Origin of the sequence: uncultured Mucilaginibacter sp. (assembly GCF_913773635.1) — a bacterium.
In the GTDB taxonomy this organism is placed as follows: Bacteria; Bacteroidota; Bacteroidia; order Sphingobacteriales; family Sphingobacteriaceae; genus Mucilaginibacter.
Genome location: NZ_CAJYGQ010000006.1, coordinates 42,058 through 66,003, shown reverse-complemented (window position 1 = coordinate 66,003; position 23,946 = coordinate 42,058). Strand labels below are relative to the sequence as shown.

Genomic DNA, 23,946 nt, shown 5'->3' with positions numbered 1-23,946 from the left:
GAGCTGCTATACAAAATGGAAGGAAACGATACAAAAGATAATACACAAGCCCTCCCCCAAGACAATGAACTCCCCCTTCAGGGGGCTGGGGAGTTAGGAATTATCCGTTACGGTGCAGGCAACATATTTTCGCTTACCTCGGCGTTAGACAGGTTGGGCATTGCCTATGGCATGGTGCATACCGAAGAAGATTTGGCCAGGTTCGACCGTTATATTATTCCGGGTGTTGGGCATGCCGGTGCTGCCATGAACAAACTGGAGCAAACCGGATTGGTACCTGCCATTAAGGCGTTAAAAAAGCCCACCTTAGGCATTTGCGTGGGTATGCAATTAATGACAGCATATTCTGAAGAGGGTGATGCCAACTTATTGAACATTTTCCCGAATAAAACGCTGCGGTTTAAAGACAGCGAGCACTATAAAGTGCCACACACCGGCTGGAACCGGGTTAGCCAGCAAAAGGAAAACCCTCTGTTTAACGGTATACCTAATGATGCACACTTTTATTTTGTGCATTCCTATTACATAGAGTATAACGAATTATATACTTTAGCCTCAACGAATTACAGTTTGCCATATTCGGCATCAATTTGGCATAATAACTTTTACGGTGTTCAGTTTCACCCCGAAAAATCGGGCGTGTATGGCGAAACACTTTTAGCTAATTTTTCAAAAATTTAAAGCATGTATATTATTCCTGCTATCGATATTCTGAACAAAAAGGTTGTCCGTCTTCGCGAGGGCGACTATAACCAGGTTACCAATTACGAGGTAAGTTTGGAAGAAATGATCGATAAGTACCAGTCGATAGGTACCGAACTTATTCACATTATTGACCTGAACGGCGCCAAAGGCGATTTCAGCAACCAGCAATACCTGTTTGATGTAATCAAAAAAACCGATATGAAAATTCAGTATGGCGGAGGTATCCGCAGTATTGAAAAGGTTCAGGAATTGACCGATGCCGGTATTGCCCGCGTTATTGTTGGTACACAGGCCATCAGCAATCCTACTTTTTTAGATGAATTGAGCAAAGCCATGTGCGGAAGCACCAAATGTGCCGACAAAATTGTGGTAGCCATTGATGTGCTTGACGAGGTTATTAAATACTCGGGCTGGATGGAAAGCTCTCCTATAAAACTTATCGACTACGTTGACCGTTGCCTGCACTTAGGTTTCTACCGCTTTTTATGTACAGATATCAATAAAGACGGTAAACTTGGCGGCGCAGGAGTAGAACTTTATCAAAAGCTGCTTGACCACTCCCCTTTCATTAAACTTATTGCCTCAGGTGGTGTAAGTTCAATGAACGATATTGAAGAGTTACGCAAAATTAAGGTTGAAAGCTGCGTAGTTGGTAAAGCCATCTATGAGGATCGCATTACTATTGAGGATGTTAAGAACTGGAATTTAAAATCTTTGATTTCGATATAAATGGTCCCGAAGGGGCAGTAATACCCAACCTGTCATTTCGAGGAACGAGAAATCTTGTTATAGCGAACATCTTTGCAGTATGAACAAGATTTCTCACTATCGTTCGAAATGACATTTCTATTTTTATAAAGCACAAAAAGCTTTGGAACAATTGCATAACACTACATTACCTTTCCCCGGCTCGGGCCTCGCCAAACGCATCGTTCCCTGCCTCGACGTTAAAGATGGCCGCACGGTTAAAGGCGTAAACTTTGTTGATTTGCGTGATGCCGGCGACCCGGTTGAACTGGCCTGGAATTACTCGCAGCAAGGTGCCGACGAGCTGGTGTTTTTGGACATTACTGCCACGCACGAACGCCGTAAAACCATGGTTGAGCTGGTTAAATCAGTAGCGAGGCAAATTAACATACCGTTTACTATTGGAGGAGGCATTAACGAAATTGGCGATGCCGATGCGCTATTAAATGCTGGTGCCGACAAGATCAGCATTAATTCTGCAGCAGTTCGTAACCCTGAATTAATTGACGAGTTAGCAAAAGCATTTGGAGTACAATTTGTTATAGTAGCGGTTGACACCCGCCGTATTGACGATAAAAATATCGTCCACCTCAACGGCGGCCGCATAGCTACCGAACTAGAAACGCTGAGTTGGATTAAAGAAGCCGAAAGCCGCGGCGCGGGCGAAATACTGCTTACCTCCATGGATCATGACGGCACCAAGGCAGGGTTTGATAATACTTTGCTCAAAACGGTTAATAATGCTGTGCATATCCCGGTTATAGCATCAGGAGGTGCAGGTAGCGTGGAGCACTTTGTAGATGTGTTTGAGCAAACCAATGTTGACGCCGCATTGGCAGCTTCGGTATTTCATTATGGGGAAATATTGATACCTGATTTAAAGAATGTATTGCGGGCGAATAATATAGAGGTTAGATAATATTGCCATTCGCAGTTTGCGTTAGGTATAGAAGCGAAAAGCCCGGGACGAAGCCTAGCGAAGTAAGAACTTGCAGCACATAGTCCGGGCCAAGGGCAACGCCCAAAAATGATAATTTGAACAGTTTAATGTTGTAGTCGCGAGACTTTAACATGGTAAAATATACACTGAAATGCAAATAGATTTCACCAAATCTCCGGATGGCTTGGTACCTGTAGTAATTCAGGACGAGCAAACTTTAGAGGTGCTCATGCTGGGCTACATGAACCAGGAGGCTTATGATAAAACAGTACAAGACAACGTTGTTACTTTTTACTCGCGTTCTAAAAACCGCTTGTGGACCAAGGGCGAAACCAGCAACAACTTTTTGCACGTAAAAAGCATTCATATTGATTGTGATAACGATACCGTTTTAATAAAAGCCAAACCCGATGGTCCAACCTGCCATACCGGTGAACGTAGCTGCTTTAAAACCACTTACAACCAAAATTTCATATTGGAACTGGAAAGTATAATTGAAGATCGTTATACCAATCCGCAAGAAGGATCTTATATTAATAAGCTTCGCAATAAAGGATTAAACAAAATAGCCCAAAAGGTTGGAGAAGAAGGCGTTGAAACTGTTATTGCTGCCCTTGCTGAAACGGAAACAGATCTTATTAATGAAGCATCAGACCTTGTATTCCACCTGTTAGTGTTACTCAAGGAAAAAGGTTTAAGTATTGAAACAATAGCAAAAAACCTGGAAGGCAGGCATGCTCCGAAGCCCTCAGATGATACAGTATCTTAGAGGATGATTGCACTAAATCCCTGTAACTATTAAATACAAACTCCACTCAGGAAAATGGGACTTATGGAAGTAAGAAAATCATTTGAACTTACCGGGCACGGCAACCCTATTTTTGCGTTGGAACTTTCTCAAAAGCCGGGTATATTGTTCAGTGCAGGTAACGATAAGGGCGTTGTGGAATGGAGCCTGGAAAAACGGGCATTTATCAAAGTTATGTTTCCGGTTGCCGCTTCAGTTTATGCAGTTCATTGCCCGGTAGGTTATCCTTTAATGTTTACGGGTATGCGTAATGGTGACGTACTGGTGTTCAACTTTATTGAGCAAAGGGTAACCCATACGCTTAAACAACATGGTAAGCCCATATTTGATATAAAATCGGTACCTGGCAAAAAGGAGTTGCTAATAGCATCGGAAGATGGTAAAGTAAGCGTTTGGAACTTAGATACATTGCAGCTGCTTCATTCCATACAGGTATCACACGATACGGTTCGCAGTATCAGCATTTCGCCTGATGAAAAGCAGGTGGCTTTCGGCTGTCGCGACAATTCAGTGCAGCTTTATAACCTTTCTGACTACAGTTATGCGGGTGCTTTGAAAGACCATACTATGGCCGTTTTCACGGTTCAATACTCGCCAGATGGGCAACACCTACTTTCGGGCGCACGCGATGCTCAAATTAAGGTTTGGGATATTGCTACCCAATCACTAAAGCAAAGTGTACCGGCGCACATGTTTGCCGTAAACCACGTTTTATTCCACCCTACTCAGCCTTACTTTGCATCGGCCAGTATGGATAAAAGCATTAAAATTTGGGGTGCCGATGATTTTAAACTTTATAAAATCATTAGTCGCGAAAAGGGCTATGCTTCACACCAACTATCAATAAATAAATTGGCATGGAATGGCAACCAACTGCTATCGACAGGTGACGATAAGCTCATTATTGCTTGGGATGTTGAATTTTAGTGGCAGTTTGCGTTAGGGATAGTAGCGTAAAGCCCGCAATGCAGCATAGCGAAGTGAGGACTTGCAGCGGATAGCCCGGCCGGAGGCAACGCCCCAACGAATAAAAACTGAATTACACGGTTTTAACTATTCACAGAGTTAGCTATTAATACTTATTTCTATAATTCTCTAGAAATTTAGACCGATTCTGTTACAAGAAAAGTATTTAAGATCTCTCACGTTTGTTAGAGGTTACACACGAAATTAACTATACATACCGCTTCACTATCCTCAATTTATGGGTATGTTTCTTCAATTCTTCCGAATATATCCCTTGTCCGTCTATCTTATCAATTTTTACGCGGCCTGAGGCGTGAATAATTTGATCGGTACTGAGCATAATGCCAACGTGTACAATACGGCCTTCGTCATTATCAAAAAAAGCCAGGTCGCCGGGTTGTGCGGCAGGTAAAAAATCTACAACGCTACCTTGCTCTGCTTGCTGACTCGCATCACGTTTTATTTTGATGCCATGCAGTTTTAAAACAGCCTGCGTAAATCCGGAACAATCAATACCGAAATGTGTACGACCACCCCACAGGTATGGTGTGTTTAGATAGCTTTTGGCAGTTGTCATTAAATCAGCAACGGTAAAGTCATGATCGGCTACCTCGTATAGCTCGGTATTTATTTTACAGGTGTTGGTATTCCAGTATGGCAAGGCACTACAGGCCGGCAGGTATATTTTGCTTTGATCAGACACCTTCACAGCTTCGGTTAGCGGCTTACTGGTCAACGGTAATGCTATCTGCTCCTCAAAAACTTCGTAATCCAGCATAGCACACGTGGTTAGCTGCACTTTGCTAATCCAGCCTTCATAATCATCGTATGCAGTTTTAATTTTAACCCATTTCTCTTGCGTCTCTAAAATCTGAAATGTTTCGCCGAATAAAAGTTGCGTTACCATTTCGGCCCGCTCGCTTGCTTCTCCCCTAACGGGTATTATGGCTAACTGTGAAATACCGTATTCCATGCTGCTAATGTAATCTTAATCATCCATTTGTTAACAAGCGCCTTTTAATTTCTTCTCTATTTGCTTCTAATACAATTTGAGAACATTCAGTATAAACATTTTGCAGAAAAGGTATATCATAAGAAGTTAAGTCGCATCCCCTATCATCGTACATTAATAGGATGCATTTTTTTGATTCATTAACAATATAGAGTTCTCCTTCAATTCTTGGTATTATAAAGAAGTCGTTATTAGCAATACTTGTGAAAATGTTTTTGAAATTTATATTACAAGCCTTATCCTTGACAATTAACTGGCAAGCCCCCTCCGCTTTACTAAAAGCGTGATTGTATGAGGTATACTTACGTTTACGAAATTCGTATTCAAGTTTTGTACTATGTCGAAGCTGATTAAATAGATATCCCCGCTTTCTTATCTTTCTCTTTTCCAAGAATAAAGGTTGTAGTAAAGATATATTTGATCATCATTACTCATTACCAAGGAGCTTACTTTGTTTATACGCTCCGCAACCTCCAGCATATATTCATTGTTTCCAATATCAAACTTTCCGGAGTGTAGTTCGAACCTAATTGCCGGAACTTCATTTTGGAATAAAGGTCGAATTAACTTCAACCCATTGAAAAAATTTGAAAGAATATCTTCAAGTTGTTTAAAAAGAGCCACGTTACAATATAAACAAAAAGGGGCACCTTTTGGGTGCCCCTTTTTGAAATATTTTAAATGGATACTATCCTTCCATGTGCAGCCATTCCTTTTTGGCTATCAATTCATCTTCGGTTTCGCGTACGTTTTCATCATCAACGCAGCAATCCACCGGACAAACAGCAGCACATTGCGGTTCATCATGAAAACCAACACACTCGGTACACTTATCAGGAACGATGTAGTAAATATCATCTGAAATTGCAGCCTGTGCTTCTTCAGCATTCAGGGTGTTGCCATCGCCAAAGTCGATAACGCCGCGCAACTCGGTACCGTCCGAAAAGCGCCAAGATGCTCCCGCATCGTAAATAGCGTTATTCGGGCATTCGGGTTCGCAAGCTCCGCAATTAATACATTCGTCGGTGATTATAATTGCCATATATCTGTATCGCTAAAATCTTATATTCTTGTTTAACTTTGCCTCGTTTTAAAAAGCCCACAAATATAACAAAAAAATCGCTTTTGGGTTTCAGTTGATACTATACGTATGTCAAAATTCAGCAATTCATATTTAATCCAGATAATCACTCAATTAGGTAGACAATTAGCTACTCGGGATGATAACCTGCAGCAAATTATACAAACCGAACATCATTACAATGCCTGGTTTACTCCCCAAAGTGTAAATCAAGCTCTTGATGCAATAGCACAATCACTTACGCAAGAGAATTTGGAGCAATGGCTTTCAGCCTATCAATTTGCCGATCACGAGCCTAAGAAAGTAGGTCTGATACTGGCAGGTAATATTCCGTTGGTTGGCTTTCATGATGTACTATGTGTATTGCTGAGCGGCAACATTGCACTCATTAAAGCGTCATCGCAAGATGCCCGCCTTATAAAATATGTGCTCAAATTGCTAACTGATATTGAACCGGGGCTGGCACAATACTTTATTTTTACTGATAAGCTGGAAGGGTTTGACGCCATCATAGCAACAGGAAGCAACAATACATCTCGCTATTTTGACTATTACTTTGGCAAAGTACCAAACATCATACGCAAAAACCGAAACAGCGTGGCCCTGCTTACCGGCAATGAAAGCAAAGAACAACTGCATGACCTTGGCAAAGATATATTTGAATACTTCGGTCTTGGATGCCGGAACGTTTCAAAACTACTAGTTCCTACAGGGTATGATTTTGTACCTTTTTTTGAAGCCATTGAAGATTACTACCCTGTTATTCAGCATAGCAAGTATCATAATAATTACGACTATAATAAAGCCATATACCTTGTTAACCGCGACAAGCATTTAGACAACGGATTTTTGCTATTGAAGCAAGACGAGCGCCTGGCTTCTCCCCTTGCTGTGATTTTCTATGAAGAATACGCTGATTTGACGTTGGCACAAGACAACTTAAGCAAACAAAGCGAAAACATACAGTGTATTGTTACATCAGCCAACATTAAAGCCAACAACCAGGTAGTTGATTTCGGACAAAGCCAGTGCCCGGCACTTTGGGATTACGCTGATGGAATTGACACGTTGCGTTTCTTGGCAAATCTTTAATTTTACGTACTTTTGAAGGGCATGTATATTATTAAAGTAAAAGGCGTTGCCAAAATACCTGACTATGTGCAGCTGCGCGATGAGCAGTTTACCCTACTAGCTTATTTTAGGGTTGACAGGCCCGACAAATCGCTTGACAAGGTAGGACTGGCCGATAAGGCCGATTATATTATGGGTCTGATTAAAGACCTGCCTTTTGGCCAGATTTTAAAACTCGAACTGTAACTAAAAATGATAGGAAACTCCATTATAAAACTGCAAGGTGTTGATATATTTCAGCAAAAGCACCTCGTACTATCTGACGTAAACCTGCATATTGACAAAGGCGACTTTGTTTGGCTGATTGGCCTCACAGGTTCAGGCAAAAGCAGTTTGCTGAAGGTTATTTACGGAGACCTCAACATTACAAACGGTGAAGGCCATGCAGGTGGTTATGATTTGCGCAAACTTGCCAGCAGGGATGTGCCATATTTAAGACGTAAACTGGGCATTGTTTTCCAGGATTTTCAGTTACTTACCGATCGTACCATTGAGCAAAACCTGCAGTTTGTAATGAAGGCCACAGGTTGGAAAGACAAAAATCTGATTGCCGAACGCATCCGCGATGTACTGGAGAAAGTTGGTTTGCGCTCGAAAATCAAGAAAATGCCGCATGAACTTTCGGGTGGTGAACAGCAACGTGTAGTAATTGCACGTGCCCTGCTTAATGATCCTGAAATTATACTGGCTGACGAACCTACCGGTAATCTTGACCCTGATACCTCAGAAGAGATTGTTATGCTATTGAAACAGATCAGCCTATCGGGAACCGCAGTAGTATGCGCAACGCATGATTATCATATCATCCGCCAGTTCCCATCGCGCATAGTAAAATGCGAATCGGGTAAGGTTTTACAGGATGTAGCTATTTAGTGTAACTGTCAAAACTTCAAGCCATCAGTTAAAGATAGAAATATTCGACCCCTGATGTCTGACAGCTGACAACACACTATTGACAATTTTACTCATCGAATTAACAACTAACTGACAGCCTGACCGCTTTGCGGCTATGGCAAGGTACTTGTTTTGCACAATCATCATGAACTTTAAAGACATGTTTAATAAAAAAAACAAACAGGATACACCCGAAGAATTAAACGACGTGAATACTGAAAATACTACTCCAGAAGAAAACGCAGCTGCTGCCGAACAAGCTGAAAATCCATTGGCAGACGAACTTAACGTAAGCAGCGAAGAAGTAAAAACTGAAATAAGCGCAGAAGCTAAATTAAAAGATGATTTGGCTCAGGCTAATGATAAATACTTACGTCTGTATGCTGAGTTTGATAATTTTAAACGTCGCACTACCAAAGAAAGGGTTGAGCTGTTACAAACTGCCGGTAAAGAGGTGATTGTATCATTACTACCTGTGCTTGATGATTTTGAGCGTGCCATTAAAGCTACTGAAACAGCTACTGATGTAAGTGCAGTTAAAGAAGGAATTGCACTGGTACAGTCAAAGCTTAAAAATATTTTAACACAAAAAGGCCTTAAAGAAATGGAAGCCAAAGGAACAACCTTTGATGCTGACATTCATGAAGCTATCACCAATATCCCGGCTCCTACTGATGATCTTAAAGGCAAAGTAGTTGATGAGCTTGAAAAAGGTTACTACTTGGGCGACAAGGTTGTTCGCTATGCTAAAGTTATTGTTGGAGCGTAATTTGAAAGAGAATGAGTAATGTTTGAATGAGCGAATGAGTGAATGTATAAATCACTTATTCGCTCATTCAGTCATCTACTCCTTAACATACAAACATGTCAAAAAGAGATTATTACGACGTATTAGGCGTACAGCGCGGGGCGAGTGAAGACGAGGTAAAAAAGGCATACCGTAAAATGGCCATCAAATATCACCCGGATAAAAATCCTGGCGATAAGGCCGCTGAGGAAGCTTTTAAAGAAGCTGCTGAGGCTTACGAGGTGTTAAGCAAACCTGATAAGCGCCAACGTTATGACCAATTCGGTCATGCCGCTAACGCACAATCGGCCAACGGCGGCGGCTACGGCGGTGGCGGCATGAATATGGATGACATATTCAGTCAGTTTGGTGATATATTTGGCGGCGGTAGTCCGTTTGAGGGATTTTTTGGTGGCGGCGGTGGCGGCAGGCAGCAAGGCGGTGGTCGCAGAGTGGCCCGTGGCAGCAACCTTCGTATCAAAGTACGCCTTACCTTAGAGGAAATTGCCAACGGCGTTGAAAAGAAAATAAAGGTAAATAAGCAGGTACCATGCGGCACTTGTGATGGTAGCGGTGCTAAAGATAAAACATCGGTACAAACCTGTAAAACATGTGGAGGCTCTGGAGCAGTACGCAGGGTAACCAATACAATTTTGGGCCAAATGCAAACTACCAGTACCTGCCCTACCTGTAATGGCGAAGGCAGTACCGTTACGTCAAAATGTAACGTATGCCATGGTGATGGTGTTGTGCGCGGTGAAGAAACTATAAGCATTAATATACCTGCCGGCGTAAGCGAAGGTATGCAGTTAAGCATGAGCGGTAAGGGTAATGCAGCCCCGCGTGGTGGCGTTCCGGGCGATTTGATTATTCTTATTGAAGAAGTCCCACATGAGACCCTGAAACGCGATGGTAACAACGTTATTTACGATATGCACATTAACTTTGTTGATGCGGCATTAGGTACCAGCGTTGAAGTGCCAACTATTGACGGTAAAGCAAAGATTAAAATTGAACCAGGTACCCAGGGCGGTAAAATACTACGCCTTAAAGGCAAAGGCGTGCCTGAGGTTAATTCATACCACCGCGGCGATCAATTGGTACACATTAATATATGGACTCCTAAGGCATTAAGCCGCGAAGAGCGCGACCTTTTAGAAAAGCTGCAAAACTCACCCAACTTTAAACCAAGTCCGGGTAAAAACGAGAAAAGCTTTTTTGAGCGTATGAAAGAATACTTCGAATAAGCAAGCTTTAAATATTATTACAAAGGCTGCCTCATTAACTATGAGGCAGCCTTTGTTGTTTTTACGTAGTGTTGCTTTGGGTAGATTGAAGGAATAACTTAACATCAACAAAAAAGCCGGTTCCATTATTTGCAACCGGCTTTATGATTAAGTTACGAATATCTTAGTTGAAGATGTAACGTAAACCGAATTGCATAGTGTAAGTTGAGGCAAAGCTCACATCGTCACGGGTTCTAACTGCATTTGTTGGCAAGTTGCCGTCAAATTGCAATCTGAAAGTAGGACGTGTTGTTCCACCTGGTGTAAGGTTGTTTGCATTGGTTGGCACTAACACGTTTGACTGTGTAATAACCTGACGAACACCCCAGTTTTTGTTTACAAAGTTTGCAAAGTTTGATATGGTAAGGTTAAACTGCAAAGTGTTGCGTTTACCACCTATGTTCTGGAACAAATCTTGTTGGAATTGTAAATCAACCTGGTTAAACCAAGGAGACAAACCGCCATTACGTTCAGCATATTTACCTTTACGGCTTTGCAAGTACTGATCTTGCTCAATAAAGCGGAAGAATATATCGCTTTGTTGCTGTGCAGTGTAAGTTACAGCGTTAGCACCAGTACCTATAGTAAACGGTGTAAATGTAATTTCGCTTGGGTCTTTAGGTACATAAATCAAGTCTGAGTTACCACCATCACGGTTAAGATCGGTACTGTAAGTATAAGATATACGACCTTGGTTAGAACCGTTGTAGAATAAGGTAAGTTGACTTGCTAAGTGTTTCAAATACTCTTTACGGTATGTGAAGCTAGCAACTATACGGTTAGGCAATACGTAACCAGCATAACCCATCTCCGGATTGTTTGAACCGTTCACAGAGTAAGTATTTTGCCATGATCCTGATGGCTGATCTCCGTTGCCATCAAATTGTGTTCTTGCTTGGCTATGAATGTAAGATAACGATGCAGACAGACCTTTGCTGAATTGCTTTTGGATGGTCCCTGCAATTGAGAAGTAGTGACCTTTTGTTCCGTTATCTAATACATATGTATTTAAACCTGCAGCTCCTGACGTGTTGTTGGCAACAGGTAAGCCGGCTGCGCTTAAAACGTTGTAGTATTTAGCACCATTTGTTGAAGGATAAATTAAACGGTTGTCAGGATAACCTGCAACGTTTAATGGCTGTCCTTCTACTAAGTTTGGATTTCTGAATAATACTGTTCTGAAATCGCGGTTGTAAATAGCCTCAACTGTTGCAGTAAAGCCGAAAGGCAATCTTGCGTCTAAAGCTAAGTTAGATTTGAACGTTTGAGGAGCTTTAATCTTTGGATCGATGAAAGAAAGAGCCGTAGGAATTGTTGTACCTGCTGCAGGAGGAGTAGCTGGTAAATATGCTCTTGGGTTTGGATCAAACGGACCAGCAATAGCTGAAACTTCAGATGGAGTAACTGCAGTTTGGGTAAATTGAATCATACCTGCATCGCCAACCTGGCTAACTATCCAAACATTTGGAATACCGCCTGAGAAAATACCTGCACTACCTCTTAACTGAAGGCTACGATCACCTTTAACATCATAATTGAAGCTGGCACGCGGAGATACTAAAAACGCAGACTTTGGTAAAGATCCGGTATTAAGTCTTTCGCCATTTGCAAATGTTAAACCTGCTACCAATGGATGAGTTATAGCGTCCTGGCTGTATCTGTATAAAGATGCTCTTACACCAAATGATAAACGTAGTTTTTCGTTTACGTTATAATCATCCTGAGCGTAGATAGAGTAAGTTTGATTTTTAAATGTTGGGAATGCTTGCGAGTAATCGTTATTTAATGAGAAGGTACGGGCAAAAGCACGAGGGTTCACATTATTTTTAAAATCATCAAAGCTATTGAATACATAGTAACCGGTTGCAAAACGTTGGAAACCATTTTTAGTAGTGCTGATATCAGCTTGAACACCGCCTAAAAGATTGTGTTTACCAAAGCTGTATTGAACATAATCTACAAATGACAATGAGTTAACGTCACGCAAGTTTCCGGTTGTAAACGGTTCTGAACCAAATGATGCAAACGGACGACCATCTTTTAATATGTCAACAAACGGGAAAGCAGAACCTCCTGTTGAGCTTCTTGGCTCGTTTTGATTGTTATAAGTAAAACGGAAAGTATTTGCTAACCTTGAAAAGAACGTAGAGTTCAACTCAGCTGACAATGAATAAAAATTGTAGTTGGTGTAGTAGTTTGAATTACTGAAAGTAAGTGAATTATTATCACTACGATTTCCACCATTAGGATAAATTACAGAGCTTGTAAGTGGGTTTGTAGAGGTACTTACAAAAGAAGGCACCTGGCTTTCCAAACGGCTGTAACGAACGTTGAAGCGATGTTTGTCGCTTATGTTCCAGTCAATCCTACCAACAATATTGGTACGGGTGCTTTTGTAACCATAGTTTTGGTAATCGCCGGGGTTGTATCCATATTTTTGTACCAAATAATCTTTGATAGCATCCATTTCTGTAACCGTTGGACGGTTAACGTTTGGAGTTGCCGGGAAAGGCTCAGATGCAGAAGAAGCTCTGAAACGTGAGTTTATACCTGGCTCTTCAGCTTTCTCAAAGTTTGCGAAGAAGAATAATTTGTTTTTAATAATTGGACCACCAACGCGTGCACCGTAAATCTTGATGTTTAAATCAGCCGGAACAAGTTCAGGGTAGTTCCTAACTTTAGTACCTTGTTGTTTTTCGCTACGGAAATAGGTGTAAGCAGAACCGCTGAATTCGTTAGTACCAGAACGGGTAGTAGCGTTAATAGCACTACCAATGAAGCCTGATTGTCTAACGTCTGTTGGGTTTACGTTAACAGTAATCTCATCTAACGCATCTAATGGAATTGGGTTACCATTACCTGGTAAGTTAGTACCAATACCAAATTGGTTGTTAAAGTTACCACCGTCAATTGTAATGTTGTTTTGACGATAGTTACCACCACCAATTGACTGACCATCGGCACTTGCCTGAGGGGTTACGCGCACAAGGTCGTTGATATTACGACGTACGCTTGGAAGGTTTAAAATGTCTCTTTTGCTGATGTTGGTTGTTGAACCTGAGCGGTCAGAGTTTAATACCGAACGTGGGTTTGAAGCAACAATATTAACTGCTGCAAGCTGAGTACCTGTTTGCGCAAGTACTGCGTTAAGAACAAAAGGCTCACCTAATTTCAATGTAACGTCGGTGAATTTTTGAGGCTCGAAGCCAATGTAAGTAACTTCAATGGTGTAAGGACCGCCCGCACGCATGTTTGGGATACTGAATCGGCCATCAGCACGGGTTGAAGTAGAATAAACAGTACCCGCCGGAACAAATGTGGCTTTAATAGTGGCACCCACTAAAGGTTCCTTTGAGTCTTTGACCAATCCTGTCATACTACTGGTGGTTACCTGTGCAAAGGCAGCCACTGTAGCTAACAAAAATGTCATGCTGAGAAGTAGAAATTTCCTCATACTTTTTGTTTTGTTTAATGAACGTTTAAAATAGTTTTTAAATAATCGGCACAAAGATAAATACTGCCTTCCATATCAATGTTAAGTCAGTGTTAATAAATATTAGATTTTTTTAACATTTTCTCTCATTTTTTAAATTTCATTAAGAATTAGGCGAATAATTGCTTCAATTTTTTAAAATAAGCTGATAAACAAGCCAATTTGTTGCAATATTTAATTCTGTTATTAATAAATTTTCCAAATTAATGTTAAGTTAGTGTAAACCAGTTTTTAAAATGGTCTGCACCACACCCTCCATCTGTTTTTACTATCACGCTTTTTAGTTAGCTTTGGCACCAAAATCTGAAAAAGTAAAACATAACATAATGAACTACGACTTAATTGTTATCGGATCTGGTCCGGGTGGTTATGTAGCTGCAATCCGCGCTTCACAGCTTGGAATGAAAACAGCCATCATCGAAAAAGAATCATTAGGCGGTATTTGCCTTAACTGGGGCTGTATACCTACTAAAGCTTTATTAAAAAGTGCCCAGGTTTTTGAATATATTAAACATGCTGCCGATTACGGTATTAACGTTGACGTTAAAGGTGAGCCTGATTTTGGCGCTGTGGTTAAACGCAGCCGTGGCGTAGCCGAAGGCATGAGCAAAGGCGTTCAGTTTTTAATGAAGAAAAATAAAATTGACGTTATAATGGGCTTTGGCAAGCTTAAAGGCAAAGGTACTGTTGAGGTTACTGCTGCCGATGGTAAAAAAGCCGAGCACACAGCTAAACATATTATAGTAGCTACCGGTGGCCGTTCACGCGAGTTACCAAACCTTAAGCAGGACGGTAAAAAAATTATTGGTTACCGCCAGGCTATGGCTTTACCTCAGCAACCAAAATCAATGGTGGTTGTAGGTTCAGGCGCTATAGGTATTGAGTTTGCTTACTTCTATAATGCTATGGGTACCAAAGTAACCGTAGTTGAGTTTTTAGATAACATTGTTCCTTTGGAGGATGAAGAAGTGTCAAAAGCACTTAACCGTACTTTAAAGAAACAAGGCATCAACATCATGACCAGCTCAACCGTTGAGTCTGTTGATACCAGCGGCGATCTTTGTAAAGTAAGCGTTAAAACAGCTAAGGGCACTGAAACACTTGAAGCTGAAATTGTGCTTTCGGCTGTTGGTGTAACTACTAACCTTGAGGGTATAGGCCTTGAAGAAGCAGGTGTGAAAACCGATAAAGGCAAAGTATTGGTTGATGATTTTTACAAAACCAATGTTGAGGGTGTTTATGCCATAGGTGATATTGTTAAAGGACAAGCCTTGGCACACGTAGCATCAGCAGAAGGTATTATTTGCGTTGAGAAAATCGCAGGCCAGCATGTTGAACCTTTAAACTATAACAACATCCCTGGTTGTACTTACTGCTCTCCTGAAGTTGCATCTGTAGGTTACACTGAAAAAGCCGCACGTGAGGCTGGTTACGAATTAAAAATTGGTCGTTTCCCATTCTCTGCGTCAGGTAAGGCCAGTGCAGCAGGCGCTAAAGACGGCTTTGTCAAAGTTATCTTTGATGCTAAGTATGGCGAGTTTTTGGGTGCGCACATGATAGGTAACAACGTTACTGAAATGATTGCAGAAGTAGTAGTTGCTCGCAAACTAGAGACTACCGGTCATGAGATCATTAAATCGGTACACCCTCACCCTACCATGAGCGAAGCAATTATGGAAGCCGCTGCTGAAGCTTATGGCGAAGTAATTCACTTATAATACACATAACAACGCTTAAAATAAAAAGCCCTTCTGCTACAAAAAAGCCGGAAGGGCTTTTATATTTGCTCTAATGTCTACCAACCTGTTAAACCCTATGCAATCATCAAAAAGCATCGGGGCAAAACTTTTCACTATTGATACCGGTTTTTTCAAGCTTGACGGCGGTGCAATGTTCGGCGTTGTACCAAAAGCCATATGGAGCAAAACCAATCCGGCAGATGAAAACAATTTGTGTACGCTGGCTATGCGTTGCCTGCTTGTTGTAGATGAAGACCGTGTTATTCTGATTGATACCGGCATTGGCAACAAGTTAAGCGAAAAGGTAAAACCTTATTACCACCTGCACGGCACTGATACGCTACATCATTCCTTAGCCAAGCATGGCTTCACTTGTGATGACGTTACGGATGTACTCCTCACCCATTTACATCTAGACCATGTAGGCGGTGCTGTTGACTATGACAACGGCGCCTTAGCCCCGGCGTTTAAAAATGCTACCTACTGGACAAATGAGGAGCATTGGAACTGGGCAACCATCAATCCTAATGAGCGCGAAAAAGCATCCTTCCTTAAGGATAACTTAGAGCCTTTAAAAAACAGTGGCAGACTAAAATTTATTGAGGTATGTGATGGTGTACAATTCAGCCGTAACATAAAATTGTTTATTGTGTCGGGCCACACCAAAGCCATGATGCTGCCTCTTGTAAATTACAAAAATCGCGAAGTGTTATTCATTGCCGATTTAGTACCTACCGCCGGTCACCTGCCTGTAGCCTATGTGGCATCTTATGACATGTTTCCGTTGCAGGCTATGGCAGAAAAAAAGACATTTTTGCAGCAGGCTTTAGTAAACAATTACGTATTGTTTCTGGAACACGATGCAGTTAATGAATGCTGTACCGTAAAAGAATCAGAAAAAGGAATACGTGTGAAAGATGTATTTAAACTGACAGATATTTAAGTGGATATCAGCAGTTTGGTATAACTTATGATAAGTTATTATAAATATTGAACATGTGCTGGAAATGTTGCGATAGTAATAATTTTGTAATTATCAAATAAGAGTAGTAAATTTCAGCAACATTGTGTACCTTTGCACGTTCAATTCTAAAACAAGAATCGAGGTAATAATTAATGAGACAACTCAAAATAACCCAATCCATTACCAACCGTGAGTCGCAGTCGTTAGACAAATACTTACACGAAATTGGTAAGGTTGACCTGATAACTGCCGAAGAAGAAGTAATACTAGCACAAAAAATACGCGAAGGCGACCAGGCTGCTCTAGAGCGCCTAACCAAAACCAACCTGCGTTTTGTGGTATCGGTAGCCAAACAATATCAAAATCAAGGTTTAACGCTGGGCGATTTAATTAACGAAGGTAACCTGGGTTTAATTAAAGCAGCTAAACGTTTTGACGAAACCAAAGGTTTCAAATTTATTTCATACGCCGTTTGGTGGATTCGTCAATCAATTTTGCAGGCTATTGCCGAGCAATCTCGTATTGTGCGTTTACCGTTAAACCAGGTAGGTTCGTTAAGTAAGATAAGCAAGGCTTTCTCTAAATTAGAGCAAGAGTACGAGCGCGAGCCATCACCTGAGGAATTGGCTGACATTTTGGAAACCACCGTTGACAAAATATCTGATACGCTGAGCAACTCAGGTCGTCATGTATCAATGGATGCGCCGTTTGTACAAGGTGAAGAGAACACATTGTTAGACGTGCTTGAAAATCAGGAGCCAAATACCGACTCAATCCTGATCAACGAGTCTTTATCTGAAGAAATTAAACGTTCACTTTCTACTTTAACCGAACGCGAGAGAGAAATCATTGTTCTATTCTTTGGCTTAGGCACAAATCATCCGCTTTCGTTAGAAGAAATTGGCGAGAAGTTCAACTTAACCCGCGAGCGTGTACGTCAAATTAAAGACAAAGCATTGCAGCGCTTACGTCACACTTCACGTAGCAAAATATTAAAATCATACTTAGGTTAATAAACACCTGATGCATACAGAGCCTTCAATGAACAATTGGAGGCTTTTTTGTTTTATGCTTTTATGCTGCTTCCTGCCGATTATGAACGCCTCACACCTGCCCAGGCCATTGCTTGTCATCAGGATATGCGCAAGCATATCAATATTAGTCATCTCAATAAGCCAATAAGCATTATTGGCGGTGCAGATATATCAACAAATAAGCACGAAGAAACACAGTACGCTGGCATCGTATTATTTAGCTATCCAGAGTTAAAGATTATCAGCCAAACATCAGCTGTATGGCGTACATCTTTCCCATACATACCGGGACTGCTAGCTTTTCGTGAAGTGCCAGCCTTGCTTGAAGCCTGGAATAAGCTTGAAATTAAACCAGACTTGATGATACTTGACGGCCAGGGAATAGCTCACGAGCAGCGCATGGGCCTGGCAACACATTTTGGCTTACTAACTGATGTACCATCAATAGGAAGTGCTAAAAACCGGCTTAATGGCAAATACGATGAACCAGCAAATGAACACTTTGCTCAAAGCTATCTGTATGATCAAAATGATGTGATTGGTGTAGCATTACGCAGCAAGAAAAACTGCAAACCCATCTTTGTATCGCCGGGACACAAGGTTGATATGCAGCAAAGCATAGATATTATAAAGCACTGCATACGTGGTTACCGTATACCCGAGCCAACCCGGCACGCCCACAACTTTGTGAACCAAGTACGACTGGCCCATAAAGATAATGCAAATGCACAGTTAAGCATGTTTTAACAAAAAACCTTCTTATACAAATTTTCTTAAATTGATCTGCTTATACTAAAAACCTGGCGCATGAGTTAAGTAATTAACCTTTATTACTATTCACTTCAATGCAAAACCTCCTCAGGCTTTTTATACATTTTACAAAGCCTTTCTGGCTTTACCACTTCATTTTTACTGTTCTTGGTTTGTATATTATAGTTGGTGGTGGTTTGGTTGCGTTAATACTTGCAATACCACTTAAGCTTGCCGGCTACCTTGGTATGTTTGCCTACCAAACGTTCTTTGCCTCACAAGAGTTCTTTTATTATCGCAATGCGGGTGTTACTATACGAAGTTTGTTTATGCTTACTTTTGCAATTGATATGCTATTGTTTATCACCGCTGTTACATTTTATTTAGGCTTAAAAAACTAGTCATGCTTAAAGTTGACAGCGTATTACTTGAGTTTGATAACCGCAAAATCCTTCAGGACATATACATTGATTGCAGGCCCGGTGAGGTAACCGGCTTATTAGGGCGTAATGGCTGCGGCAAGTCGAGCTTGCTGCGCATCATATTCGGTGTGTTGAAGCCTGCCTACAAGTACATCAATGTTAATGGCAATTATATAAGCAATGGTTACTCAACCGGCAAAATTGCTTACTTGCCACAGCACAATTATTTACCCAAACACATTAAAATTATTGAACTGGCAAAATCACTAATTAGTAAAGAAGACTGGGACGAGTTTGCTGCGTACGACATTTTTCAAGAAAACAGTAACAAAAAACCAAGTGAGCTTTCAGGTGGTCAGCTCCGCAAACTAGAAACCTTAATTATATTATACAGCAAGGCAGATTATATCTTACTCGACGAGCCTTTTACCCACATATCGCCTATACAAGCCGATGAAATTAAAGCCATTATCAGGAAACGGTCAACTTTTAAAGGTATAATAATCACCGATCATCAATACCGAAATATATTAGAAGTAAGCGATAAAATTGTATTATTGAGCAATGGCACTACCAAGGTAATTACCAGTAACGATGAATTAGTTACCTACGGATATCTTAGCAGCCTTTAAATACCTACATTATGAAAATACTTATTTACCAGGTTGATGCCTTTACCAGCGATTTGTTTGGCGGTAACCCCGCAGCTGTTTGCCCGCTGCATGGATGGTTACCCGACGCAACAATGCAAAATATTGCAGCAGAAAATAACCTGGCCGAAACAGCATTTTTTGTTAAAACACCAAATGGCTATCACTTACGCTGGTTTACACCCGAGTTGGAAATTGATTTGTGCGGACATGCAACGCTTGCTGCAGCTCATATCATTTTCACTCAATTAAATTACACCGAGAGCTTGATACATTTTGAAACAGAAAAAGCAGGCATACTTACAGTTTCAAAAAATGGTGAACGTTATACGCTTGATTTCCCTTCGCGCCCGCCCCACCCTGCCGAAATGCCTGATGGATTATTGGAAGGTGTAAATGGAAAAATTCCCAAAGCTGTTTTACGGTCACGCGATTACTTTTTGGTATATGAAAACGAGCAGGATATTATTGAGATGCAACCTGATCACCTGGCACTTGCAAAGGTTGACACCATTGGTGTTATTGTAACCGCACCGGGTAAGGATGTAGATTTTGTTTCACGCTTTTTTGCTCCGGGCGCAGGTGTGCCTGAAGACCCGGTGACCGGTTCGGCACATTGCAACCTTATACCCTATTGGGCCGAGCGTTTAGGCAAAACTCAACTGCACGCATACCAGCTATCAGCCCGCAAAGGCGAGCTTTGGTGCGAGCATAAGGGTGAAAGAGTGCTGATGAGCGGCAATGCCGTGACTTATTTAAAGGGGGAGATTTATATTTAAGTTGTGTAAGCCTTATTGCTAATTGTAAGATTAGCTGTTTGTGATTAGATAAAAAGTGAAGGTCCGCAATCGGGTGACCAAATGAAATCTGCTCAAATACAGGTTTCTCTTACAATTGAGTCACTATCCGATCTGCAAATGCCAGGCAACATAAATCTTCTATATTTTTCGTTACTTTGAAGATTAAAACTATTGAAGGTACGCTGGCTGGCAAATGCAGTTAACTAAATTAGAGGTCAAAGGATTTAAAAGCTTTGGCGATAAAATAAGCATTAATTTTAACGAAGGGGTTACCGCTATCGTTGGCCCTAATGGTTGCGGCAAATCAAACGTTGTTGATTCCATACGTTGGGTTTTAGGGGAGCAAAGTACCAGGGCTCTACGGTCAGAGAAAATGGAAAACATCATTTTCAATGGCACCCGCAGCCGTAAGCCCGCCAACCTGGCCGAAGTTTCGTTAACGTTTGATAATACTAAAAATGTACTTCCTACCGAGTTTTCGCAGGTAACGCTTACCCGTAAGCTATACCGTACAGGTGAAAGCGAATACCGACTGAATGATGTACAGTGCCGCCTGAAAGATATAACCGACCTTTTCTTAGACACGGGCATAGGATCCGACTCCTACTCTATCATCGAATTAAAGATGATAGATGAAATCATTACCAATAAAGAAGGTTCGCGGCGCAACTTGTTTGAGGAAGCTTCAGGCATTTCCAAATACAAACTGCGCAAAAAGCAAACCTTCAATAAGCTGAAAGATACCGAAGCTGATTTAGAACGTGTACAGGATTTGCTTTTTGAAATTGAAAAGAATCTAAAAACACTCGAAAATCAGGCAAAAAAAACTGAACGTTACTATCGTTTAAAAGAACAGTACAAAACGCTGAGTGTTATGCTGGCGTCCTTCCGTATTGTATCATTCAGTGATTCATTGCAGCGTATTGAGGAACAAGAACAAAAGCACAGGGAAGAACGCTCGGGCATTACCACAAAGATTGATACCCTTGAAGCCGCCTTACAGCAGCAGAAACTTGATAACATTACCAAGGAGAAGAACCTGTCTATTCAGCAAAAAGCCACCAACGAGTATGTAAGCAAAATACGTGCTTACGAAAGCGAAAAGAAAATCAAGAACGAGCAGCTAAAGTTTCAGCGTGATAAGGAAGCCCGTTTAAAAGAAGAGTTGGAACGGGATAAAAATCAACTTAACCACGTACTGTATAACATTAAACGCCTGAGCGAAGAAAAGGTACAGGAAGATGAAAATCTTGAAAGCGTACTTAATAAAGTAGCCGATTTAAAACAGGCTGTTGACGAACTACGTCAGGACCAAACAGCTGCGCGGGCTGAATTGAATGAGCTTACCAGTATTAATAACCGGCTGCAAAATCAAATCTATCAAACCGAAAAAGACCTTGACATATTACGCATACAGCAACAAGCTTTGGAACAGGAAAGCCAGCGTAATATGGAAGACACAGCAAGCCGTGAGGTGGAGCTGTCGCACTTTAACCAATTAGTAGCCGAGCTGCAAAACCGTACGGAAACGGCCGAAGCTGAACAACGTGCGGCTGTGGAGTTTGAAACTCAGTTACAGGAACAAATTAAAGATACCGAGGCGGCAATTAATGACAGTAAAGACCGCATATCTCGCCTGGGCAGGCAACTCGATGCCAAACAAAATGAGTACAACCTTACCAAAAGCATGGTTGATAATCTTGAAGGCTTTCCCGAGTCAATACGGTTCTTAAAAAAACATACTGATTGGGCAAAAAGCATAACTCTATTCAGCGACATTCTTTTCTGTCGTGAGGAGTTCCGTATTGCCATTGAAAATTACCTCGAACCACTAATGAATTATTTTGTGGTGGAAGATTATGATAATGCTATCAAGGCAATAAACCTGTTACGTAATGCGTCACGTGGGCGAGCTCAGTTCTTCATTTTAAATCACTATACTTCGTTAACATCCATTCAAACTGATGATTTTAATACAGGATGGGTACCTGCACTTGACGTAATTGAGGTTGATACACGCTACCGCCCTTTGTGTAATTACCTGTTACGTAATGTTTATTTAATTGATGATACTTCAGAGGCATCGCTTAACAACTCAGTGGTTCCCGAGGGTGTTGTGCTGTTAGGTAAAAGTGGTAAGTTTAGCAAATCAGTATTAAGCATGGCCGGTGGCTCGGTAGGGTTATTTGAAGGCAAGCGTATTGGCCGGGCTAAAAACCTCGAAAACCTGGCAAAAGAAATAAAGCAAAGCGAACAGGAAATTGCTGCACTTAAAGCCCATCAGGAAACCATGCAAAGCAAGCATGTTGCCTTAAAAGCATCAGGTAAAGCAGCCGAAATACAGCAAAAACAACTGGAGCTTAACCGCCTCAACACCGAGCTGGTAACCGTTACTACGCGCCGCGAGCAATATCAAACCTTTATTACTAACAGTCGTAACCGTAAGGAGGATATAGCGCGCAAAATTGCTACTATACAAGAGGATGAACACAAGCTGATTCCTCAGATTGCCGAACTTAAAACACAAAAGGAAATACAAAGCGATTTGCTGCTTGATAAACAGCAAGCTTTTAATGAGTTGAATGAGTATACTACTGTTCAAAGTAACGCGTATAACCAGGAGAATATTCGCTTTCATCAGCAGCAAAACAAAGTATCGGGTTTACTGAAAGATTTGGAATACCGGGAAACACAGCAGGAAAGCCTTGAAACCCGCATTCGAAACAATAACGCCGAAATGGAAAAGGTTCAGGTGGCATTGCTGGAAACGCTTAAGCATACTGATTTTTCAGACGACGAGTTACTGGAGATGTACAGCCAGCGCGAGGAATTGGAAAAAGCCACCAAGGCAGCCGAACAGGAGTACTATGAAATGCGTGGGCATATAACCGAAACGGAAGCCGCAGTTACACAGCTACGCCGGCAAAAAGACCAGGCCGACCTTATTGAAAATGAACTAAAGGACAAGCGTACTAATTTAAAGCTTGAGCTTAATGCCTTAAAAGAGCGCCTGTCTGTGGAGTTTAACCTTGATATAAACGACTTGCTGGAAACAGAAGTGCCGGCAGAAGAAAATGAAGAAGACTTGCGTGATAAAACAGAGAAGCTTAAACGCCAGTTAGATGAATTTGGAGCCATTAACCCAATGGCTTTAGAAGCATTTAAGGAAATGAATGAGCGTTACGAATTTATTCAAAGCCAAAAAAAGGATCTTATGGAAGCTAAGGCCTCTTTGCTTTCAACCATTCAGGAAATTGATGATACGGCTAAAGATAAGTTTATGGGTTCGTTTATGATGGTGCGTGAGAACTTTATCAAAGTTTTTCGTTCATTATTTAACGAGGAAGATTCATGCGACCTTGTCTTGACCGACCCTGACCGTCCCCTGGAATCGGATATTGACATTATTGCCAAACCTAAGGGCAAGCGCCCGCTATCAATTAACCAGCTTTCCGGAGGTGAAAAAACATTAACGGCTACGGCTATACTGTTTTCGCTTTACCTGTTGAAACCTGCGCCTTTCTGTATTTTTGATGAGGTTGATGCGCCGCTGGATGATACGAACATTGATAAATTCAACAATATTATTCGCAAATTTTCTTCCGACTCGCAATTTATCATTGTATCACATAACAAAAGAACCATAGCCAGCACCGATGTTGTGTATGGTGTGACTATGGTTGAGCAGGGAATATCCCGTGTGGTTCCGGTTGACCTTCGCCAACTGGCCGACTAGA

The 23,946-nt window shown here is 41.3% G+C and carries 22 protein-coding genes; 18 read left to right on the top strand and 4 right to left on the bottom strand.

Features of this window, described 5'->3' with window-relative positions; all coding sequences use genetic code 11:
• The first annotated feature begins 15 nt into the window (after positions 1-15).
• The 5 genes from hisH (at position 16) to QZ407_RS05640 (ending at position 4,127) form a co-directional block, all read left to right on the top strand.
• A complete protein-coding gene (gene hisH, locus QZ407_RS05660) occupies positions 16-681 on the top strand; it encodes an imidazole glycerol phosphate synthase subunit HisH (RefSeq protein ID WP_295768537.1) in 666 nt (221 codons plus the stop codon).
• Positions 682-684: 3 nt separating this feature from the next.
• On the top strand, positions 685-1,434 hold the full coding sequence (locus QZ407_RS05655) for a 1-(5-phosphoribosyl)-5-[(5-phosphoribosylamino)methylideneamino] imidazole-4-carboxamide isomerase (RefSeq protein ID WP_157540986.1): 750 nt from the start codon (positions 685-687) through the stop codon (positions 1,432-1,434).
• Between the two features lie 142 nt (positions 1,435-1,576).
• Positions 1,577-2,371, top strand: a complete 795-nt coding sequence (gene hisF, locus QZ407_RS05650) for an imidazole glycerol phosphate synthase subunit HisF (RefSeq protein WP_295768534.1) — start codon at positions 1,577-1,579, stop codon at positions 2,369-2,371.
• A gap of 172 nt (positions 2,372-2,543) precedes the next feature.
• Positions 2,544-3,161, top strand: coding sequence for a bifunctional phosphoribosyl-AMP cyclohydrolase/phosphoribosyl-ATP diphosphatase HisIE (gene hisIE, locus QZ407_RS05645; protein WP_295768532.1), 618 nt, complete (start codon positions 2,544-2,546; stop codon positions 3,159-3,161).
• A 63-nt stretch (positions 3,162-3,224) separates the two neighbouring features.
• Positions 3,225-4,127 (top strand): WD40 repeat domain-containing protein, encoded by a 903-nt coding sequence (locus QZ407_RS05640; RefSeq protein WP_295768529.1) that lies wholly within the window; start codon positions 3,225-3,227, stop codon positions 4,125-4,127.
• 247 nt (positions 4,128-4,374) lie between these two features.
• On the opposite strand, the gene QZ407_RS05635 is transcribed toward QZ407_RS05640, so the two are convergent.
• The 3 genes from QZ407_RS05635 to QZ407_RS05625 form a co-directional block, all read right to left on the bottom strand.
• Positions 4,375-5,139, bottom strand: coding sequence for a C40 family peptidase (locus QZ407_RS05635; RefSeq protein WP_295768527.1), 765 nt, complete (start codon positions 5,137-5,139; stop codon positions 4,375-4,377).
• A gap of 19 nt (positions 5,140-5,158) precedes the next feature.
• Positions 5,159-5,569 carry a DUF3885 domain-containing protein gene (locus QZ407_RS05630; RefSeq protein ID WP_295768525.1) on the bottom strand — a complete coding sequence of 137 codons (411 nt, stop codon included), beginning with the start codon at positions 5,567-5,569 and terminating at the stop codon, positions 5,159-5,161.
• Positions 5,570-5,866: 297 nt separating this feature from the next.
• Positions 5,867-6,220 carry a 4Fe-4S dicluster domain-containing protein gene (locus QZ407_RS05625; RefSeq protein WP_295768523.1) on the bottom strand — a complete coding sequence of 118 codons (354 nt, stop codon included), beginning with the start codon at positions 6,218-6,220 and terminating at the stop codon, positions 5,867-5,869.
• Positions 6,221-6,328: 108 nt separating this feature from the next.
• Between QZ407_RS05625 and QZ407_RS05620 the strand changes: the two genes are divergently transcribed.
• The 5 genes from QZ407_RS05620 to dnaJ all read left to right on the top strand — a co-directional run bounded on the left by QZ407_RS05620 (position 6,329) and on the right by dnaJ (position 10,318).
• On the top strand, positions 6,329-7,351 hold the full coding sequence (locus QZ407_RS05620; RefSeq protein ID WP_295768521.1) for an acyl-CoA reductase: 1,023 nt from the start codon (positions 6,329-6,331) through the stop codon (positions 7,349-7,351).
• Positions 7,352-7,372: 21 nt separating this feature from the next.
• Positions 7,373-7,576, top strand: coding sequence for a fructose-6-phosphate aldolase (locus QZ407_RS05615; protein WP_157540963.1), 204 nt, complete (start codon positions 7,373-7,375; stop codon positions 7,574-7,576).
• A 6-nt stretch (positions 7,577-7,582) separates the two neighbouring features.
• Entirely contained in the window at positions 7,583-8,263 is a 681-nt protein-coding gene (locus QZ407_RS05610; protein ID WP_295768517.1) for an ATP-binding cassette domain-containing protein, read from the top strand.
• 166 nt (positions 8,264-8,429) lie between these two features.
• Positions 8,430-9,053: a nucleotide exchange factor GrpE gene (locus QZ407_RS05605; RefSeq protein ID WP_295768514.1), complete on the top strand. Its 624-nt coding sequence runs from the start codon at positions 8,430-8,432 to the stop codon at positions 9,051-9,053.
• Positions 9,054-9,148: 95 nt separating this feature from the next.
• Entirely contained in the window at positions 9,149-10,318 is a 1,170-nt protein-coding gene (dnaJ, locus tag QZ407_RS05600; RefSeq protein ID WP_295768512.1) for a molecular chaperone DnaJ, read from the top strand.
• A 163-nt stretch (positions 10,319-10,481) separates the two neighbouring features.
• On the opposite strand, the gene QZ407_RS05595 is transcribed toward dnaJ, so the two are convergent.
• Complete coding sequence (locus QZ407_RS05595; protein ID WP_295768510.1) at positions 10,482-13,811, bottom strand: carboxypeptidase regulatory-like domain-containing protein; 3,330 nt, start codon at positions 13,809-13,811, stop codon at positions 10,482-10,484.
• A 365-nt stretch (positions 13,812-14,176) separates the two neighbouring features.
• Between QZ407_RS05595 and lpdA the strand changes: the two genes are divergently transcribed.
• The 8 genes from lpdA to smc all read left to right on the top strand — a co-directional run bounded on the left by lpdA (position 14,177) and on the right by smc (position 23,945).
• Entirely contained in the window at positions 14,177-15,568 is a 1,392-nt protein-coding gene (gene lpdA, locus QZ407_RS05590; RefSeq protein ID WP_157540951.1) for a dihydrolipoyl dehydrogenase, read from the top strand.
• 73 nt (positions 15,569-15,641) lie between these two features.
• Positions 15,642-16,532 (top strand): MBL fold metallo-hydrolase, encoded by an 891-nt coding sequence (locus QZ407_RS05585; RefSeq protein WP_295768507.1) that lies wholly within the window; start codon positions 15,642-15,644, stop codon positions 16,530-16,532.
• A gap of 173 nt (positions 16,533-16,705) precedes the next feature.
• Entirely contained in the window at positions 16,706-17,566 is an 861-nt protein-coding gene (locus QZ407_RS05580) for an RNA polymerase sigma factor RpoD/SigA (RefSeq protein WP_090466905.1), read from the top strand.
• Positions 17,567-17,629: 63 nt separating this feature from the next.
• On the top strand, positions 17,630-18,334 hold the full coding sequence (nfi, locus tag QZ407_RS05575; protein WP_295768491.1) for a deoxyribonuclease V: 705 nt from the start codon (positions 17,630-17,632) through the stop codon (positions 18,332-18,334).
• Positions 18,335-18,432: 98 nt separating this feature from the next.
• Positions 18,433-18,738: a hypothetical protein gene (locus tag QZ407_RS05570; RefSeq protein WP_295768488.1), complete on the top strand. Its 306-nt coding sequence runs from the start codon at positions 18,433-18,435 to the stop codon at positions 18,736-18,738.
• A gap of 2 nt (positions 18,739-18,740) precedes the next feature.
• Complete coding sequence (locus QZ407_RS05565) at positions 18,741-19,391, top strand: ATP-binding cassette domain-containing protein (protein WP_295768485.1); 651 nt, start codon at positions 18,741-18,743, stop codon at positions 19,389-19,391.
• A gap of 11 nt (positions 19,392-19,402) precedes the next feature.
• Positions 19,403-20,188, top strand: a complete 786-nt coding sequence (locus QZ407_RS05560) for a PhzF family phenazine biosynthesis protein (protein WP_295768482.1) — start codon at positions 19,403-19,405, stop codon at positions 20,186-20,188.
• A 214-nt stretch (positions 20,189-20,402) separates the two neighbouring features.
• Entirely contained in the window at positions 20,403-23,945 is a 3,543-nt protein-coding gene (gene smc / locus QZ407_RS05555; RefSeq protein WP_295768480.1) for a chromosome segregation protein SMC, read from the top strand.
• Position 23,946 lies beyond the last annotated feature (1 nt).

Excerpts from the sequence above, each read along its gene's own strand:
- QZ407_RS05620 (WP_295768521.1), top strand. The coding sequence starts at position 6,329 with ATGTCAAAATTCAGCAATTCATATTTAATCCAGATAATCACTCAATTA.
- QZ407_RS05605 (WP_295768514.1), top strand. The coding sequence starts at position 8,430 with ATGAACTTTAAAGACATGTTTAATAAAAAAAACAAACAGGATACACCC.
- hisIE (WP_295768532.1), top strand. The coding sequence starts at position 2,544 with ATGCAAATAGATTTCACCAAATCTCCGGATGGCTTGGTACCTGTAGTA.
- QZ407_RS05615 (WP_157540963.1), top strand. The coding sequence starts at position 7,373 with ATGTATATTATTAAAGTAAAAGGCGTTGCCAAAATACCTGACTATGTG.
- QZ407_RS05565 (WP_295768485.1), top strand. The coding sequence starts at position 18,741 with ATGCTTAAAGTTGACAGCGTATTACTTGAGTTTGATAACCGCAAAATC.
- QZ407_RS05595 (WP_295768510.1), bottom strand. The coding sequence starts at position 13,811 with ATGAGGAAATTTCTACTTCTCAGCATGACATTTTTGTTAGCTACAGTG.
- QZ407_RS05625 (WP_295768523.1), bottom strand. The coding sequence starts at position 6,220 with ATGGCAATTATAATCACCGACGAATGTATTAATTGCGGAGCTTGCGAA.
- nfi (WP_295768491.1), top strand. The coding sequence starts at position 17,630 with ATGCTGCTTCCTGCCGATTATGAACGCCTCACACCTGCCCAGGCCATT.
- QZ407_RS05655 (WP_157540986.1), top strand. The coding sequence starts at position 685 with ATGTATATTATTCCTGCTATCGATATTCTGAACAAAAAGGTTGTCCGT.
- smc (WP_295768480.1), top strand. The coding sequence starts at position 20,403 with ATGCAGTTAACTAAATTAGAGGTCAAAGGATTTAAAAGCTTTGGCGAT.
- hisH (WP_295768537.1), top strand. The coding sequence starts at position 16 with ATGGAAGGAAACGATACAAAAGATAATACACAAGCCCTCCCCCAAGAC.
- QZ407_RS05635 (WP_295768527.1), bottom strand. The coding sequence starts at position 5,139 with ATGGAATACGGTATTTCACAGTTAGCCATAATACCCGTTAGGGGAGAA.
- QZ407_RS05610 (WP_295768517.1), top strand. The coding sequence starts at position 7,583 with ATGATAGGAAACTCCATTATAAAACTGCAAGGTGTTGATATATTTCAG.
- QZ407_RS05580 (WP_090466905.1), top strand. The coding sequence starts at position 16,706 with ATGAGACAACTCAAAATAACCCAATCCATTACCAACCGTGAGTCGCAG.
- QZ407_RS05640 (WP_295768529.1), top strand. The coding sequence starts at position 3,225 with ATGGAAGTAAGAAAATCATTTGAACTTACCGGGCACGGCAACCCTATT.
- QZ407_RS05570 (WP_295768488.1), top strand. The coding sequence starts at position 18,433 with ATGCAAAACCTCCTCAGGCTTTTTATACATTTTACAAAGCCTTTCTGG.
- dnaJ (WP_295768512.1), top strand. The coding sequence starts at position 9,149 with ATGTCAAAAAGAGATTATTACGACGTATTAGGCGTACAGCGCGGGGCG.
- QZ407_RS05560 (WP_295768482.1), top strand. The coding sequence starts at position 19,403 with ATGAAAATACTTATTTACCAGGTTGATGCCTTTACCAGCGATTTGTTT.
- QZ407_RS05585 (WP_295768507.1), top strand. The coding sequence starts at position 15,642 with ATGTCTACCAACCTGTTAAACCCTATGCAATCATCAAAAAGCATCGGG.
- lpdA (WP_157540951.1), top strand. The coding sequence starts at position 14,177 with ATGAACTACGACTTAATTGTTATCGGATCTGGTCCGGGTGGTTATGTA.